This is a genomic window from Deinococcus actinosclerus, from assembly GCF_001507665.1.
In the GTDB taxonomy this organism is placed as follows: Bacteria; Deinococcota; Deinococci; order Deinococcales; family Deinococcaceae; genus Deinococcus; species Deinococcus actinosclerus.
On the sequence record NZ_CP013910.1, the window covers coordinates 1,402,074 to 1,417,219 of the forward strand.

Sequence of the window (15,146 nt, forward strand, 5' to 3'; positions counted from 1 at the left end):
CCCCTCGCCGGCCGGGGCGCGCCGTCAGTTCGTGACCCGGATGTCCTCGGTCGACAGCTCGGCCGCTTCCAGCGTGACCACCGGCAGGTCCCCGGTCAGGGCCGCGCCCAGCCACGACCCATGCCGCACGAGCAGCAGGTTGCCGACCGGCAGGCGGGCCACCAGCAGATCGTGCAGCACCATGGGCGCCAGGCCCGGCATCATGACGACCAGTTCGCCCTTGTAGTCCCAGCGGACCGTCACGCCCCGCGCCCCCACCTGAATGAACAGCGGTTCGTCCTGCAACACCACGCTGGAAAATGTTCCGGTCTCGGTCAGCTCCAGCTGCGTGCCGGGCTTCCCGGGCGGCAGGGTCTCCGGGTCGTGCAGCGCGATGTGCAGCGCCGCGTGTAGCCGGTCGGCCACCACGCGGTGCAGCCCCAGCGCCTGCGCCGCCCGGCGGAAGGCCTGCGCCGCCTCGTCGGTGGACAGGCGGGCCAGCCGCGCCAACAGGGTCTCGACGCCCTTGCGGGCGAACGACAGCAGCACGTCCGGCGTGGCGTCCCCGTACTTGCGGGCGCTGTCCGGCGTGAGCTTGTCCAGCTGCAACGCGCCGCCCCGCATGACCTGCGCCGCCGCGCGCGCCAGGCGCAGGACGGCAAAATCCACCGCCGGATTCAGCAGCAGCGCCGTGGCCCGCGCGGTGGAGGCCCGGCGCCCGAGTTCCAGCGCCGTCTGGCTTTCCACCACCAGCGTCATGTGCGCCCCGCTGATCAGGGCGCGCAGCTGCTGATCCGGCAGTTTCAGGAGCTGCGCCCGGTCGGGCAGGGGCGCGCCGGGCCGCAGCAGGGTCAGCTGCGGCCCCACCTGCACCTGCCAGTTCGGGCCGATGGGCTGCCACTCGATGTTCAGGCCGCGCCAGCGGGTGCTGCCACCCCCGCGCAGGTACACGGTCAGGCGTTCGGCGCCGTCGTCCGGCACGCGCATGGCGCTCCCCGGATGCTGCGCGAAGAGGATGCTGCCCTGCGGCGCGCCGTTCAGGGTGGGTTTGGGCAGGGCGTCCAGAATGGGGTCGAGCAGCTGCGCGACGTGCCGCGCGGCCGCGCGGATGGCGGGCCGTTCCCGCGGGTCACGCGGCAGGGGGTACTCGGCCCGCAGGGCCCGGATGAGGGCCTCACGCGCCTCGAAGGACAGCGGTTCGCGCTCGGCCGCCGTGATCCGCGCGGCCAGCACGTCCTCGTCGGGATGCCGCGGGAACGGCTCGGCGTGCACGGCCGAGAGTGCCGCGCGGACCCGCGCCCGGCCATCCTCGGTGAGCAGGAGCAGCGACAGGGCCGCCGCGAGCCGCCCGGTGACCTCCGGGTCGTGCAGATCCATCAGGGCGTCGTGGGCGGGCGGCACCGCCAGCGGCTGCGTGCCGGGCCGCGCCAGCCGCTCGGCATTCTCGATCACGGTGTACAGCACCCGCAGGTGCGCGAATTCCGGTTCGCGCTGCCAGCGCAGCGTGAGTTCGCGCGTCTGCACCGACGCCCGCTGATGCCACTGGAGGAGTTGCAGTTCCTCCCAGGCGCGCGACTCGTCCGAATCGGCCGTGGGCGGCGCCGTCCAGGTGCTCTGCCCCCCGTGCCCGGGCCGGGGGTGCTGCGCCGGCGCGCCCTGATGCAGGCGGTAGGCGCGGTCCGCCTCCATCAGGCGCCGCTGCAGCGGCGGCTCCAGCGGCGCGCGCAGCAGCTCGTCGCGCAGCAGGGCCAGGCCGCGCCGCCCGCCACGGGGCACGCGCCCCTCCATCAGATCCTGCACCTTGTACTCATACAGTTCGACGAGCTCAAGCCAGAATTCCACCGGGAACCTCCACTCGCAGCAGTGACGCAGGCATCCCCTGCAGTATGACGGCTCCGGCCTGCCGCGCGGCGTCTATGCGAGCTGGCCCGCGTCTGTAAGGCGGGTGACAGCCACGCCCTGTATAACAGGAGTCAATGACGCGCCACACTCCTCCTTTCCCGCGCGCTGACCGGAGTCCGGCGTGACCCCAGTGCTGCTGACCGCCCTGTTCGTGGTGGGTGTGCTGCTGTCCGTGCGGGTCGGCGAGCGCATCCTGAGCATTGTGCTGGCGGTCGTGGTGGGCCTGCTCGTCGCGCTGCTGGGCGCGCTGGCGCTGGGACTCGGCCGCCCGGACGACGGCGGGCTGCGGCTGGCGGATCTCGGGCGCGCGCAGGGCGCGCTGGTCGTCGCGGCCTTCCTGATCGCCACGGCCGCGTTCCACATGGGCCGCATGCTGCTGCCCAGCCTGGACCGCCCGGGCCGCAAGCCGGTGAAGGTCCAGCGCACCGCCTCGCCCACCCAGGTGCAGCGCCGCACCAGCCTGACCCAGACGCAGGTGACGCACGACCTGCGCTTCCAGGAGTACGAGGTGCTCGACCGGATCGGGGTGGGCGGCATGGGCAGCGTGTACCGCGCCCGGCGCCGTCAGGACGGGCGCACGGTCGCGCTGAAGGTGCCGCAGGACAAGTACCTCGCCGACGCGAAATTCGTCAAGCGCTTCTACCGCGAGGCGGAGGTGCTCAAGCGCTTCAACCACCCCAACATCGTGCGGGTCTACGACTACCGCATGCAGGACCCCGAGCACTACATCGCCATGGAGTTCCTGGACGGCGAGAGCCTCGAAGACCTGCTCGAAAACCGCACGCTGACCTTCACGGAAAGCACACAGATCATCCGCGCCCTGGCCGACGCCCTGCGCCACATCCACATGCAGAACGTTGTGCACCGCGACATCAAGCCCGCCAACGTCATGGTGCTCAAGAACGCCTTCGCGGACGGCCAGCTGCGTGACGGCGGCGTGAAACTCATGGACTTCGGCATCGCGGTGGGCAAGGTGCTGACCCGGCTGACCATGACCGGCGCCCGCGTCGGCACGCCCATCTACATGGCGCCCGAGCAGGCCAAGGGCAACCGCGTGGACGCCCGCAGCGACGTGTACTCCCTGGGCCTGCTGGCCTACGAGATGGTCACCGGGCAGACCGCCTTCAAGGGCAGCTACGAGGCCGTGGTGCACCAGCAGGTCTTCGAGTCGCCCAAACCACCCAAGCAGGTGCGGCTGGAGGTGCCGGGCAAACTGAACGACCTGATCCTGAACATGATCGAGAAGGACCCGGCCTCGCGCCCCACCCTGGACGACGTGATCGCCCGCGTGGACGCCGGGGTCCTCAGTGACGACGTGTTCAACGATCCGGTCGCGCTGGCGCTGAGCGTGCAGGAAAAACGCGGCACGCTGCGCCTGCTGGATCTCAAGGGCAAGCTGCGCGCCAGCCTGCGCGACCAGACCGGCGGCGCGCTGGGTCTCCCGGGCGCCCCGAACGCCATGGCCAGCGATCCTGAAGGCCACCTGTTCGTGACCCTGCTCGACTACCGCCAGGGCCAGCGCGGCGCGATGGTGCGCAAACTCGACCCGGAAGGCAAGGAACTCCTCTCGTTCGGGCCCTACGGCCTCGGCGACGGTGAACTGCTCCAGCCCGTGGGAGTGGCTGTCGCCAGGGGCCTCGTGCACGTGCTGGACGCCGAGGCGCAGCATGTCGTCACGTACGACCTGAACGGCCAGTTCATCCGGCGTTTCGGCGGGAGGGGACAGGGGCAGGGCCGCTTCGAGAAACCCCGCTCGATCGTCGCGGCGCCCGACGGCCACGTCTACGTGCTCGATACCGGCACCAACGAGGTGCAGCGTTTCAGCGCGCAGGGCGAGTACCTCAGCCGCTTCGCGTTCCGCCTGGACCGCAACAGCGACGCCCTGCGGCCCCTGGAAGGGCTGGGCGTGGATCAGTTCGGCGCGGTGTACATCGTCGACAGCGTGGCCCGCAAGGTGCGCAAGATCGAGGCGGACGGCACCCCGGGCCTGACCTTCTCCATGGAAACGCTGGTCGGTGAACCCACCGACGCCCCCTGGCTCATCCAGGTCAGCCCGGAGGGCCAGATGTACGCGGTGCGCCAGGGCGGACAGGTACTGCGCACCTACTCCAGCGTGGGCGACCTGCTGTCCTCGAACGACATGTACGCGCCGGTGCAGGCCATGTCCCTGTTGCAGCGCCCACACGTCCTGCAGCCCGCCTGACCATGCCGCTGCCCACCCTGACTCTGTACACCCGCGCCGGCTGCCACCTGTGCGACCTGGCCGCCGAGCACCTCGCCGCGCTGGAGTTCACGGTCCAGGCCGTCGACATAGACCGTGACCCACAGCTGCGCGCCCGCTGGACGGACCACGTGCCGGTGCTCGCCTGGACGCCGCCCGGCGGACCTGAACAGGTCCTGGGCAAGGGCGCGTTCAGCCGCGCGCGCCTGAGCCAGCTGAAACTGCTGCTTCTGCGCGCCGCGCCGTCCTGAGCGCCGCGCGGCGACCGCCATGCGGGACGCCCGACCGCCCCCGGGGACGCTATGGTGAGGCCCATGACGCCTCAGTCCTTCCACCCCGCCGGAGTGCCCGCGTGAGCTGGCTCGAACGCCTCCGCGACGGGCTCTCCAAGACCCGCAAGCAGATCAACGACACCGCCGGATTCCTGGGCACCGACGTCCGCGACGTCCTCACCAACCGCCTCGAGACCATCGAGGATCTCGAGTACGCCCTGATCGCCGCCGACGTGGGCCGGGCCGCCACCGAGGAGATCCTGGAGGATATCCGCCGCAGCGAGGGCAAGAACCTGCAGGAGGCGCTGATGGACGCCCTGACCCTGCAACTGGAGCCCGACGCGAAACGCGCCGAGTTCCGAAAGCTGGGCTTCAGCCCCGACGCGCGGCGCAGCAGCGTCGATCCCAGGGGCCACGTCGTCATGGTGATCGGCGTGAACGGCGTGGGCAAGACCACCACCATCGCCAAGCTGGGCCAGTACTACATGAACCGCGGCCAGAGCGTCATGTTCGCGGCCGGTGACACCTTCCGCGCCGCCGCCGGGACGCAGCTGGGGGTCTGGGGCGAGCGGCTGGGCATCCAGGTCGTGCAGGGCGCCGACGGAGGCGACCCGGCCGCCGTGGCGTTCGACGGCGCCGCCGCCCGCGTGGCGCGCGGCACCGACCTGCTGTTCGTGGATACCGCCGGGCGCCTGCACAACAAGCACAACCTCATGGAGGAACTCAAGAAGGTGCGGCGCGTGATCGACAAGGCCGACCCGGGCGAACCCGCCGAGGTCTGGCTGGTGCTCGACGCCGTGACCGGCCAGAACGGCCTGCAGCAGGCCAAGAAGTTCCACGAGGCGACCCCGCTGACCGGCGTGATCGTCACGAAACTGGACGGTACCGCCAAGGGCGGCATCCTGGTGCCGATCGTGCGGGAACTGGGCGTGCCCATCAAGTTCATCGGGGTGGGCGAGCAGCCCGGTGACCTGCAACCCTTCGACAGCCGCGAGTTCGTGCGGGCGCTGTTCGACGTGAACATTCCCCGCGAGTGATCCAGCGGCAGAGGCGGCCCCCGGTTCACACTGGGGGCCGCCTCTGCACGCAGCAGTGACTGGGTGTGGCGGTTACTGGGTGCTGCGGGGGTCCAGGACGTCGCGCAGCCCGTCACCGAGCAGGTTGAAGCCCAGCACGGTCAGGAAGATCGCCAGCCCCGGGAAGATCATCGTCCAGGGGGCGTCGAGGTAGTACTGGCGGCTGTCGCTGATCATGGTGCCCCACTCGGGCAGGGGCGGCTGCGCGCCGATCCCCAGGAAGCCCAGCGCGGCGACCTCGATGGTCGCGGTGGCGATGCTCAGGGCGCCCTGCACGATCAGCGGTGAGAGGCTGTTGGGCAGCACGTGGCGGAACACCATGCGTCCCTGCGAGGCCCCCAGCGCTCCGGCAGCCGCCACGAATTCACGCTCGCGCACCGAGAGCACCACGCCGCGCGCCAGGCGCAGGTACACCGGGATCTGCACGAGCGACACGGCGATCATGGCCGTGACGAGCTGCGGGCTGTTCAGCGCGAAGAGCCGGTCGAGGCCCGCGATGAGCAGCGGTGGATTGTCGGCGCTGAAGATGCTGGCGAAGCCGATGGCGAGCAGTATGCCGGGGAAGGCCAGCATCACGTCCGTGACATACCCCAGCACGCTGTCGAGCCACCCGCCGAAATACCCGGCCAGGACCCCCAGCAGCGAGCCCAGCACCAGGGCCAGCAGGGTGCTGACCACGCCGACTTTCAGGCTGATGCGGGTGCCGTGCAGCACGCGGGTCATCAGGTCGCGGCCCAGGTTGTCGGTGCCGAAGGGCGCGGCGAACACGTTCACCTTCCCGCTGACCGGATCGGTGTACGTCTGCTTTGCTTCCTCGTTCCAGAGGGCCGTGATGGACGGCGGTTTCAGGCGCAGGGTGTAGCGGTTGGGTTCGTTGCGCGGGTCGTAGGGTTTCAGGACGCTGGCGAACACGGCCAGCAGCACGAAGGCCAGCACGATCACGGCGCCGACCTTGCCGGGCGTGCTGCGGCGGAAACGCCGCCAGAAGATGCTGTCCTGTTTCGGTGTGGACTGGGGAACAGTCGTTGTCGTCATGGGTCACTGTTCCTTTCAGCTGTACTGGATGCGGGGGTCGAGGGCGGCGTAACTCAGGTCCACGAGCAGGTTCACCACGCTCACCACGAGCGCCGCGAAGATCACGCCGCCCTGGATGATCGGGTAGTCGCGCTGGCTGATCGCGTCGTACACCCAGGAGCCCAGCCCCGGCCAGGAGAAGATCGTCTCGGTCAGCACGGCGCCGCCCAGCAGCGCGCCCGCCTGCAGGCCGATCACGGTCACGACCGGTAGCAGGGCGTTGCGCAGGGCGTGCTTGGTGGTCACGGTGCGCTCCGCAAGGCCCTTGGCGCGGGCGGTGCGCACGTAGTCCTGGTTCAGGACGTCCAGCATGGAGGAGCGCGTGATGCGCGCCACGATGGCCAGCGGAATGCTGCCCAGCGCGATGGCTGGCAGGATCAGGTGCCGCACGGCGTCCCACGCGGCGCCCGGCTGGCCGCGCAGCAGCGCGTCGAGGACGTTGAAGCCCGTGAGGGGCGCAATGTCGAACTCGGTGCCCAGGCGGCCGCTGGGGGGCAGGATGCCCAGCTTCACGCCGAAGAAGTACGACAGCAGCAGGCCCAGCCAGAACACGGGCATGCTCACGCCCAGCAGCGAGATGGTCGTGGCGAGGTTGTCCCAGATGCTGTTGCGCCGCAGCGCCGCCAGGATCCCGGCGGGCATGCCGATCAGCAGCGCGACCAGCAGCGCCGCGACGCTCAGTTCGGCGGTGGCGGGGAAGCGGGCCTTCAGGTCGTCCAGCACGGGAATGTTGCTCTTCAGGCCGGTGCCCAGGTCACCGCGCACCAGCGCCGTGATGTACTTCGGGTACTGCGCGTCCAGCGGGTTGGCCGGGTTGAAGAACCACGGTTTGTTCAGGCCCAGCTGCTCGCGCAGCGCGGCGGCCGCTTCGGGCGTGGCGCGCTCGCCCAGCATGGCGACGGCCGGGTCGCCGGGAATGGAACGGACGAACACGAACACGACCAGGCTGATGCCCAGCATGACCAGCAGGGTGCGTGCCAGTCGGCGGATCAGGTAACTGCCCAAGGTGAATCTCCAGAGGTGTGAGAGGGTCGGCGGCGCACTGGCGTGTCAGACAACCGTGCGGGGCGGGGGGTGGGCGCCAACGGTGAGGGCCGGAGCAGGCCCGTGCAAGGCGCTGCTCCGGCCCTCACGCTTGACCGGGGGTTACTTCTTGCCGGGCACGCTGATGGTGTTGAAGGGTTCGCTGCCCAGCGGGCTGGGCGTCCAGCCCTTCACGTAGCTGCGGGCGGCGGCCAGCGGGTTGCTGTGCACCATGGGAATGCGGTACGCGGCGTTGTAGGTGATCTCGTGCAGCTGCTGGTACACCTTGGCCTTGGCGGCCTGGGTGGCGGCGGCGCGGCCCTGCTGGAGCAGGGTCTCGACGTTCGCGGGGTTCCAGTTGATGTCGTCCGAGGCGTTGGCGCCGTAGTACGCGCCGTAGAAGTTGTCCGGGTCGCCGTAGTCGCCGGTCCAGCCGATCATGTACATGTCGAAGCCGGGTTCCTTGTTGCGGTCGTCCAGGTACTTGGCCCAGTCCTCGGTCTTCAGGTTGACCTTCACGCCGATGGCGCTCAGGTCAGCGGCGATGGCTTCGGCGATGGGCTTGGGCGTGGGGAAGTACGGGCGGCTGACGGGCATGTACCACAGGTCGATGGAGAAGCCGTTGGGGTAGCCGGCGTCGGCGAGCATCTTCTTGGCGGCGGCGGGGTCGAACTTGTAGTCGGCCGGCACCTTGGGGCTGTTCGCCCAGGCGAGCACCGGGGGCAGGAAGCTGGCGTTGCTGGTGCCCAGGCCGTTCCAGAAGGCGTTGGCGATCTCCTTCTTGTTGATGGCCATGCTGATCGCCTGACGCACCTTGTCGTTCTTGAGGTACTGGTTGCGGTTGTTCAGGCTCAGGAAGCCCACGTTGAAGCTGGGGCGCTTGACCGCCACGAGGTTCTTGTCGCTCTGGACGCTCTTGAGGCTGTCGGGAGTCAGGTCGTTGGCGAAGTCGATGGTGCCGGCCTTGAGTTCGTTCAGGCGCTGGCTGGCGTCCTTGATGGACCGGATGACCAGCTGATCGACCTTGGCCTTCTCGCCCCAGTACAGCTTGTTGGGCAGCAGGGTGACGCGGTCACCGGTGCGCCAGCTCTGGAAGATGAACGGGCCGGTGCCGACGGGTTTGCTGGCGGGCGTGCCGTACTTCGCGCCGTCCTTCTTGATGGCGGCCGGGCTGGCGATCCCGAAGTATCCGGCGGCCAGCACGTCCGGCAGGACGCTGGAGGGCTTGTTCAGGTCGACGCGCACCGTGGAGTCGTTGACCTTGACGATGTTCTTGATGACGGCCGTGGCGTCGCCCTTGTACCCGCCGAGCAGCTCGCCGACGATCTCGAAGGTGCGGCCCTGGTCACGGAAGCCGTAGGGGTGGCTCTTGTCCCACCAGCGGCTCAGGTTGAAGATCACGGCGTCGGCGTTCATGGGGGTGCCGTCGTGGAAGCGCACGCCCTTACGCAGCGTGAACGTCCAGGCGGTGTTGTTCGCATTGGCGGTCCACTTGGTGGCCAGGCCGGGCTTGAGGTTGGTGGTGCCGTCCTCGAAGTCGACCAGGGTGTCGTAGATCTGGCGCTGCACCAGGATGCTGATCCCGTCGGTGATGTTGCCGGATTCCAGGCTGACGGGTTCGCCGTTGCCGCCGAAGACAAGGGTGGCCGCCGAGGCGGCGCTCAGGGTGGAAAGCAGGGCGGTCAGAAGCACTTTCTTCATGGAACCTCCGGTCCGGACCGTCATGACGTCAGGGCCCGCGTGGGGCGCATGAGTCTGTGGCAGCCGGACGATGAAAGGAAAAACGTTCGTTCAGGGTATGGGCCACCCCCGGGGGTGTCAAGCTCGCCCCGCTGACCGGCGCGTCAGCGGGGCGCCCTCGCGGGACGCACCGGTCAGACGATCGGGGTGCTCAGGACGCCCAGGCCCTCGACCTCCACCTCGACCGTGTCCCCGGCGTGCAGGGCGCCCACCCCCTCGGGCGTGCCGGTCAGCACCACGTCGCCGGGTTCCAGGGTCACGAAGCGCGTCAGGTACACCAGGATGTCCACGACCGGGAAGATCATCTGCGAGGTGCGGCCGTCCTGGCGGGTCTCGCCGTTGACGCGGGTCTGCACGCGCACGTCGCGGGGGTCGAACTCGGTCTCCAGCCAGGGGCCCAGGGGGCAGAAGCGGTCGGCGGCCTTGGCGCGGAACCACTGCAGGTCGGTCTTCTGCAGGTCGCGGGCCGTCAGGTCCAGCCCGCAGGTGTACCCGGCCACGGCGTCCAGGGCGTTCTCCGGCGTGAGCTGCTGCGCCCGGCGCCCGATCACCAGGGCCAGTTCCCCCTCGAAGTGGAAGTTCTGCGTCCAGTCGGGGCGCTGCACCGCGCCGCCCGGCTCGGCCAGGGCGTTCGGGCCCTTCAGGAAGATGCCGGGCTCCCTGGGCAGGTCGCCCGTATCGTTGCCCAGTTCGCGGATGTGGTCGAGGTAGTTACGGCCCACGCAGACGATCTTGCTGGGCTCGGCCGGGGCCAGGAACGTCACGCCGGCGGCGTCCAGCGTCTCGCCTGTGGGCGAGCCCCCCATGCCGCGCGTGACCTGCACCTGCGTGCCGTCCAGGATGCCCCACTGCGCCGCGCCGTCTGCCGCGCCTTCCACCGAGAACCGAACAAGTTTCATGCGTGCAGGATAGCGGCCCGGGGAGGCGCCCCTCGCGCGGGCCGCAGAAGAAGTCGCAGAAGAAGCGGCGCAGAGGTGACGGTGCAGGTGAGCCAGGCCAGGAGAGACGGCGCAGGGGCGGACAGCCCTGCACGCTGTCCGCCCCTGCGCCGGTCGCAGTTATTTCAGGAGGTTGCGGCTGATCACGACGCGCTGGATCTCGTTGGTGCCCTCGTAGATCATGTTCAGCTTCACGTCGCGCAGCAGCTTCTCGACCGGGTACTCGGCCACGTAGCCGTACCCGCCGTGAATCTGGATGCCCTCGTTCGCGGCGTTGAAGGCCATCTCACTGCAGTACGCCTTGGCGATGGCGCTCTCGAAACCGTGCGGCTGCCCCTGATCGACCAGCCACGCGGCCTTCTGGTACATCAGGCGGCCGGTCTCGATGCCGATCGCCATCTCGGCCAGCTTGAACTGGATCGCCTGGAATTCCGCGATGGGCCGGCCGAACGCGGCGCGGTCCTTGGCGTACTTGATGCTCTCTTCCATGGCGCGCCGCGCGATGCCCACCGAGCCCGCCGCGACCGGAATGCGGGTCTTGTCGAGCGTCTTCATGGCGATCTTGAAGCCGTCACCCAGGCCGCCCAGTTGATTCTCCTTCGGCACGCGGACGTTCTCGAACACCAGTTCGCTCGTCAGGCTGGCGCGCTGGCCCAGCTTGTGCTTGATCTTGTTGTACGAGAAGCCCGGCGCGTCCTTGGGCACGACCAGCGCGACGGTCGCCTTGTGGCCGCCCTGCTTGTCGGTGGTGGCGAACACGACCGTCACCTCGGCCAGACCACCGTTGCTGATCCACATCTTCGTGCCGTTGATGACCCACTCGTCGCCGTCCAGCACGGCAGTCGTGCCCATCGCGGCGGCGTCGGAGCCGTTGTTCGGTTCGCTCAGGGCGAACGCGGCCAGTCCGGCCTTCTCGGTCAGCGGCGTCAGGAAGCGCCTGTGCTGCTCCTCGGTGCCGCCGATCAGGATGGGGGCGATGCCCAGCTCACTGGCCATCAGGACGGTGTAGATGCCCATGCAGCCGTAGGCGATCTCCTCGCCGATCAGGCACTCGTCGAACATGCCCAGGCCCAGGCCGCCGGCGTGCTCGGGGATGCTTGGGTTGAGCAGGCCGACCTCGAAGGCCTTCTCGACGACCTGCCAGGGCAGCTCCTCCTTCTGGTCGTATTCGGAGGCGATCGGGATGATCTCCTTGCGGGTGAAGTCGCGGGCGAGCTGCTGCAGCTGGCGTTGTTCGTCGTTCAGGGTGAAGTCCATGGTCACTCCTCGGGGCGCGCGGTGACGCCAGAATGGGGGGGGATTGTACTGGGTTCAATCTTATCAGGGGCGGCGCCGGCCCGCAGCTGTTCCCACGCGGGTGTCGCCTCCCGTGTCCAGCCGCTCCGACCACGCTGCCCCGATCATGAGCCGATCACGCCCCGCCCGCTACAACACCCGTACGCCGCGGAGGCCGCATGCCCAGACCCAGTGCCCTGCCCGTTCCTGCCCAGCCGCCCGCCCGGGTGGACGTCACGCTGCACCTGAACGTCCTGGGCGACGAGGCCTTCACCTCGGCCGACGTGACCGAATGGTGGCTGCACCATATCCTGTGCCTCGCCGGCGCCGCGCCCCATGAGCAGTTCCTGCGGCTGGGCGGGAGCCGTCACCTGCGCCTGTCCATGCAGGTCGCGCCGGGCGCAGGTGACCGGCCAGCGCCGCTCCTGCACGTCCGGGCCGACCTGAGCGAGGGCCGTCCGGTGGCGGTCACGGCCACCCGGCACCTCCGGCTGGCCCCGGGGCAGCGGCAGACCCTGGACCTGCACCTGCCGGCCGACCCGCAGCCCTACGCGCGCCTGACCGTCACGTCCGGCCTCATGACCGGCAGCCCTGCCCCCCCGGCGGCGCTGCGGGCCCAGGCCGTCACGCTGGGGTGGGCGCCGCCGGATGCGCCGCCCACCGCCCGGGTCATCGCCGGCGGGTATGAGCTGCGCACCCCCAGCGGCACCCTGTACCACGACGGTCAGCGTGTCTGCGCCCTGCACGCCGCCGCCGACCGCGCCTACCGTTCCAGGGGCGGCCCGGCCGGACCGCTGGGCCTGCCGGCCGGCAGCGCCCTGATCCCGGAGCGCTGGCACGTTCCCTTCCGCGCGCACGACCTCCTGCACCGTCCGGGGGGGACGGCGCTGCTGCCGCGCCACGTCTGGGCCGCGTGGTCTTCCGCGCGGGCCCGTCTGGGCGCTCCCACGGGGGACACGGCGCCGCTCGCCGCACGGGGGCTGACCCTCACGCCCTGCCAGCGCGGCACCCTCGTGACCGACGAGGAAACCCGCGCCCGCGTGCCCACCCGCACCGTACACGTCCGCGCCGCGCGGCTCGCCCGGGCGCTCGGGCGGCACCTGCGGGCGCAGCTGCCGCCGGGCGGGCAGGTGCGGGTGTGTCCACCGGCGCCCGGATCGCCGCTGCGCTACGCGGTGGTGTTCACGGGCCCGGCCGGGCCCCCGGTCACGCTGGAGGTGCCGCTCGTCCTGCGCCTGACGCCTGCGCCGGACACCCGGCGCCCGGTGAGACTGAGTGCGCGGCAGGCCGGCGTGATCGACCTGCCCACCGGCCTGCCCGCCGCGCAGGCCCGGACGATCCTGAGGGTGCTGGAGGCGGCGCTGGGCCGGCCCGCCACGCTGCTCCGTCTGCCGGAGGGCAGTGGACTGGTGGGCGCGCGGGTCACCCTGGACGGTGCGCTGCATCTGGATGTCCTGCACCGTCAGGCGGCAGGGGCATGTGGGCGCCAATCCACGGGCCTGTCAGCGGATCCCGACGTGACCTGACCGGGTCTTCATGTCCTCTTGAGGAAAATCAGAATGGCAAAATGCCATTTTCTGCCAGAATGATCTGGCGATATGCCAACGAAGAACCTATCCCGAATACACGCCCTGATCCGCCACGCGCTGGAGGAACACTCCGCGCGCGGCCATCAGGGCGACCTGCCCGAAGGCAAGGTCACGCTGCGCCTCCAGGCGGTCGACTACTACTGGCTGACCCAGCTGGCCGAACTGATGGACGGCAGCCGCACCCGCGCCGCCTCCCAGCTCCTCTCGGCCGCCATCCGCGACGCCGCCGAGGCCGCCGGCCTCCCCACCGAGGGTGACGACTTCCAGGACGCCTTCCGGGCCTTCCTGGACCAGGAATTCCCGCACGAGACCTCGCCGCCCCATCACCCCTGACCGGAGGTCACCATGCCCCACCACACCGAACTCATCGCCGCCCTGGCCATCGGCCTCACCCTGGCCTTCTTCGGCGGGCTCCTCGCCACCCGCCTGCGCCTGCCCCCCTGGTGGGCTACCTGCTCGCCGGGATCGCCGTCGGGCCCTTCACCCCCGGCTTCGTCGCCGACGCCCACATCGCCGCGCAGCTCTCGGAGATCGGCGTGATCCTGCTGATGTTCGGCGTCGGCCTGCACTTCTCGATCCAGGACCTGCTCGCCGTGCGCCGCATCGCCATTCCCGGCGCGCTCGTGCAGATCGTGGTCGCCACGCTGCTGGGTCTGGGCGCCGCGCACCTGTGGGGCTGGCCCCTCGGCCAGGGCCTCGTGTTCGGTCTGGCGCTGTCGGTCGCCAGCACCGTCGTGCTCCTGCGCGCCCTGGAGGAACGCGGCACGCTCGGCACGCCCAGCGGACAGATCGCGGTGGGCTGGCTGGTCGTGGAGGACCTCGTGATGGTGCTGGCCCTGGTGCTGCTGCCGGCCCTGGCGCCCCTGCTGCGGGGCGGCGGCCCGCTGGACGTCGGCGAGATCGCCCTGTCCCTGGGTGTCACGCTCGGCAAGGTCGCGCTGTTCGTCGCGCTGATGATGATCGCGGGCCGCCGCTTCGTGCCCTGGCTCCTGACCCGCGTCGCCCGGCTCGGCTCGCGGGAACTGTTCACGCTGGCGGTCCTGGGCACCGCGCTGGGTATCGCCTACGGCGCCGGCGTCCTGTTCGACGTGTCCTTCGCCCTGGGCGCGTTCCTGGCCGGGGTGGTCGCCAGCGAGAGCAAGTTCAGCCAGCAGGCCGCCGAGGACGCCCTGCCCTTCCAGGACGCCTTCGCGGTGCTGTTCTTCGTGGCGGTGGGCATGCTGTTCAACCCGGCCGTGCTGCTCGACGCGCCCCTGCTCGTCATCGGCACCGCGCTGATCATCATGCTCGGCAAGACCCTGGCGGCGTTCCTGATCGTCCGCCTGCTCCGCTACCCGGTCACGACCGCGCTGACCGTCGCCTTCTCGCTGGCGCAGATCGGGGAATTCTCGTTCATCCTCGCCACGCTGGGCCGCGACCTGAACCTGCTCACCGCGCAGGGGCAGAACCTGATCCTGGCCGGCGCGATCATCTCGATCACCCTCAACCCCTTCCTGTTCCGCGCCATTCCAACCCTGCAGCGCTGGCTGGGGGCTGATCCGGTCCCCGCGGCCCCCGACGCCACGCCCCTGCCGCTGCGGGAGCACGCCCTGCTGATCGGGCACGGCCGCGTGGGACAGCTGACCGCGCAGGCGCTGCGCGGCCAGAGCACCCCCCTCGCCGTGATCGAGCAGGACGAGGACCGCGCCGCCGCCCTGCGCGCCCAGGGCACCCCCGTCATCCAGGGGGACGCCACCCGCCCCGACACGCTCCGGCAGGCGGCCGCCGAACACGCCAGCGTGGTCGTGATCGCCACGCCGGACGCCATCCAGACCACGCTGATCATGGAACAGGTGCGCGCCCTGAACCCGGACGTCCACGTGATCGTCCGCACCCACGACGAGCACACCCGGGACGCCCTGCACGAACTGGGGGCCAGCGAGGTCCTGTACGGCGAGCACCAGCTGGGCCTCGCCATGGGCGAGCGGGCCCGGAGCGCCCTGCTGAACCCGTGACCGCCGCTGCCTGACCACTCCCCCGGCCCGGCCAGGATGGACGACCTGCAGTCCACCCTGGCC

The 15,146-nt window shown here is 70.3% G+C and carries 12 protein-coding genes; 6 read left to right on the forward strand and 6 right to left on the reverse strand.

The window, feature by feature from the left end:
• Positions 1-24: 24 nt before the first annotated feature.
• The gene (locus AUC44_RS06835) at positions 25-1,821 is read right to left on the reverse strand and encodes a hypothetical protein (RefSeq protein WP_197408587.1); all 1,797 of its coding nucleotides are present in this window, start codon (positions 1,819-1,821) and stop codon (positions 25-27) included.
• Positions 1,822-2,002: 181 nt separating this feature from the next.
• Between AUC44_RS06835 and AUC44_RS06840 the strand changes: the two genes are divergently transcribed.
• From AUC44_RS06840 to ftsY, 3 genes are all read left to right on the forward strand, one after another.
• On the forward strand, positions 2,003-4,084 hold the full coding sequence (locus tag AUC44_RS06840) for a protein kinase domain-containing protein (RefSeq protein ID WP_062157971.1): 2,082 nt from the start codon (positions 2,003-2,005) through the stop codon (positions 4,082-4,084).
• A gap of 2 nt (positions 4,085-4,086) precedes the next feature.
• Positions 4,087-4,353, forward strand: coding sequence for a glutaredoxin family protein (locus tag AUC44_RS06845; protein WP_062157972.1), 267 nt, complete (start codon positions 4,087-4,089; stop codon positions 4,351-4,353).
• Positions 4,354-4,454: 101 nt separating this feature from the next.
• Positions 4,455-5,411 carry a signal recognition particle-docking protein FtsY gene (ftsY, locus tag AUC44_RS06850; protein WP_062157973.1) on the forward strand — a complete coding sequence of 319 codons (957 nt, stop codon included), beginning with the start codon at positions 4,455-4,457 and terminating at the stop codon, positions 5,409-5,411.
• 72 nt (positions 5,412-5,483) lie between these two features.
• Here ftsY and AUC44_RS06855 read toward each other — a convergent pair whose 3' ends face one another.
• From AUC44_RS06855 to AUC44_RS06875, 5 genes are all read right to left on the reverse strand, one after another.
• Positions 5,484-6,485: an ABC transporter permease gene (locus tag AUC44_RS06855; RefSeq protein ID WP_062157974.1), complete on the reverse strand. Its 1,002-nt coding sequence runs from the start codon at positions 6,483-6,485 to the stop codon at positions 5,484-5,486.
• 15 nt (positions 6,486-6,500) lie between these two features.
• Positions 6,501-7,529: an ABC transporter permease gene (locus AUC44_RS06860; RefSeq protein WP_062157975.1), complete on the reverse strand. Its 1,029-nt coding sequence runs from the start codon at positions 7,527-7,529 to the stop codon at positions 6,501-6,503.
• Between the two features lie 141 nt (positions 7,530-7,670).
• On the reverse strand, positions 7,671-9,248 hold the full coding sequence (locus AUC44_RS06865) for an ABC transporter substrate-binding protein (protein WP_062159722.1): 1,578 nt from the start codon (positions 9,246-9,248) through the stop codon (positions 7,671-7,673).
• 173 nt (positions 9,249-9,421) lie between these two features.
• The gene (locus AUC44_RS06870; protein ID WP_062157976.1) at positions 9,422-10,186 is read right to left on the reverse strand and encodes a fumarylacetoacetate hydrolase family protein; all 765 of its coding nucleotides are present in this window, start codon (positions 10,184-10,186) and stop codon (positions 9,422-9,424) included.
• Between the two features lie 159 nt (positions 10,187-10,345).
• On the reverse strand, positions 10,346-11,482 hold the full coding sequence (locus AUC44_RS06875) for an acyl-CoA dehydrogenase family protein (RefSeq protein WP_062157977.1): 1,137 nt from the start codon (positions 11,480-11,482) through the stop codon (positions 10,346-10,348).
• A 197-nt stretch (positions 11,483-11,679) separates the two neighbouring features.
• On the opposite strand from AUC44_RS06875, the gene AUC44_RS06880 reads away from it, so the two are divergent.
• From AUC44_RS06880 to AUC44_RS06890, 3 genes are all read left to right on the forward strand, one after another.
• Positions 11,680-13,026: a hypothetical protein gene (locus AUC44_RS06880; RefSeq protein WP_157445206.1), complete on the forward strand. Its 1,347-nt coding sequence runs from the start codon at positions 11,680-11,682 to the stop codon at positions 13,024-13,026.
• A 72-nt stretch (positions 13,027-13,098) separates the two neighbouring features.
• The gene (locus AUC44_RS06885; RefSeq protein ID WP_062157979.1) at positions 13,099-13,422 is read left to right on the forward strand and encodes a hypothetical protein; all 324 of its coding nucleotides are present in this window, start codon (positions 13,099-13,101) and stop codon (positions 13,420-13,422) included.
• Between the two features lie 110 nt (positions 13,423-13,532).
• Positions 13,533-15,083: a cation:proton antiporter domain-containing protein gene (locus AUC44_RS06890; protein WP_231724552.1), complete on the forward strand. Its 1,551-nt coding sequence runs from the start codon at positions 13,533-13,535 to the stop codon at positions 15,081-15,083.
• Positions 15,084-15,146: the final 63 nt, after the last annotated feature.

Excerpts from the sequence above, each read along its gene's own strand:
- AUC44_RS06855 (WP_062157974.1), bottom strand. The coding sequence starts at position 6,485 with ATGACGACAACGACTGTTCCCCAGTCCACACCGAAACAGGACAGCATC.
- AUC44_RS06865 (WP_062159722.1), bottom strand. The coding sequence starts at position 9,248 with ATGAAGAAAGTGCTTCTGACCGCCCTGCTTTCCACCCTGAGCGCCGCC.
- AUC44_RS06845 (WP_062157972.1), top strand. The coding sequence starts at position 4,087 with ATGCCGCTGCCCACCCTGACTCTGTACACCCGCGCCGGCTGCCACCTG.
- AUC44_RS06870 (WP_062157976.1), bottom strand. The coding sequence starts at position 10,186 with ATGAAACTTGTTCGGTTCTCGGTGGAAGGCGCGGCAGACGGCGCGGCG.
- AUC44_RS06880 (WP_157445206.1), top strand. The coding sequence starts at position 11,680 with ATGCCCAGACCCAGTGCCCTGCCCGTTCCTGCCCAGCCGCCCGCCCGG.
- AUC44_RS06885 (WP_062157979.1), top strand. The coding sequence starts at position 13,099 with ATGCCAACGAAGAACCTATCCCGAATACACGCCCTGATCCGCCACGCG.
- AUC44_RS06875 (WP_062157977.1), bottom strand. The coding sequence starts at position 11,482 with ATGGACTTCACCCTGAACGACGAACAACGCCAGCTGCAGCAGCTCGCC.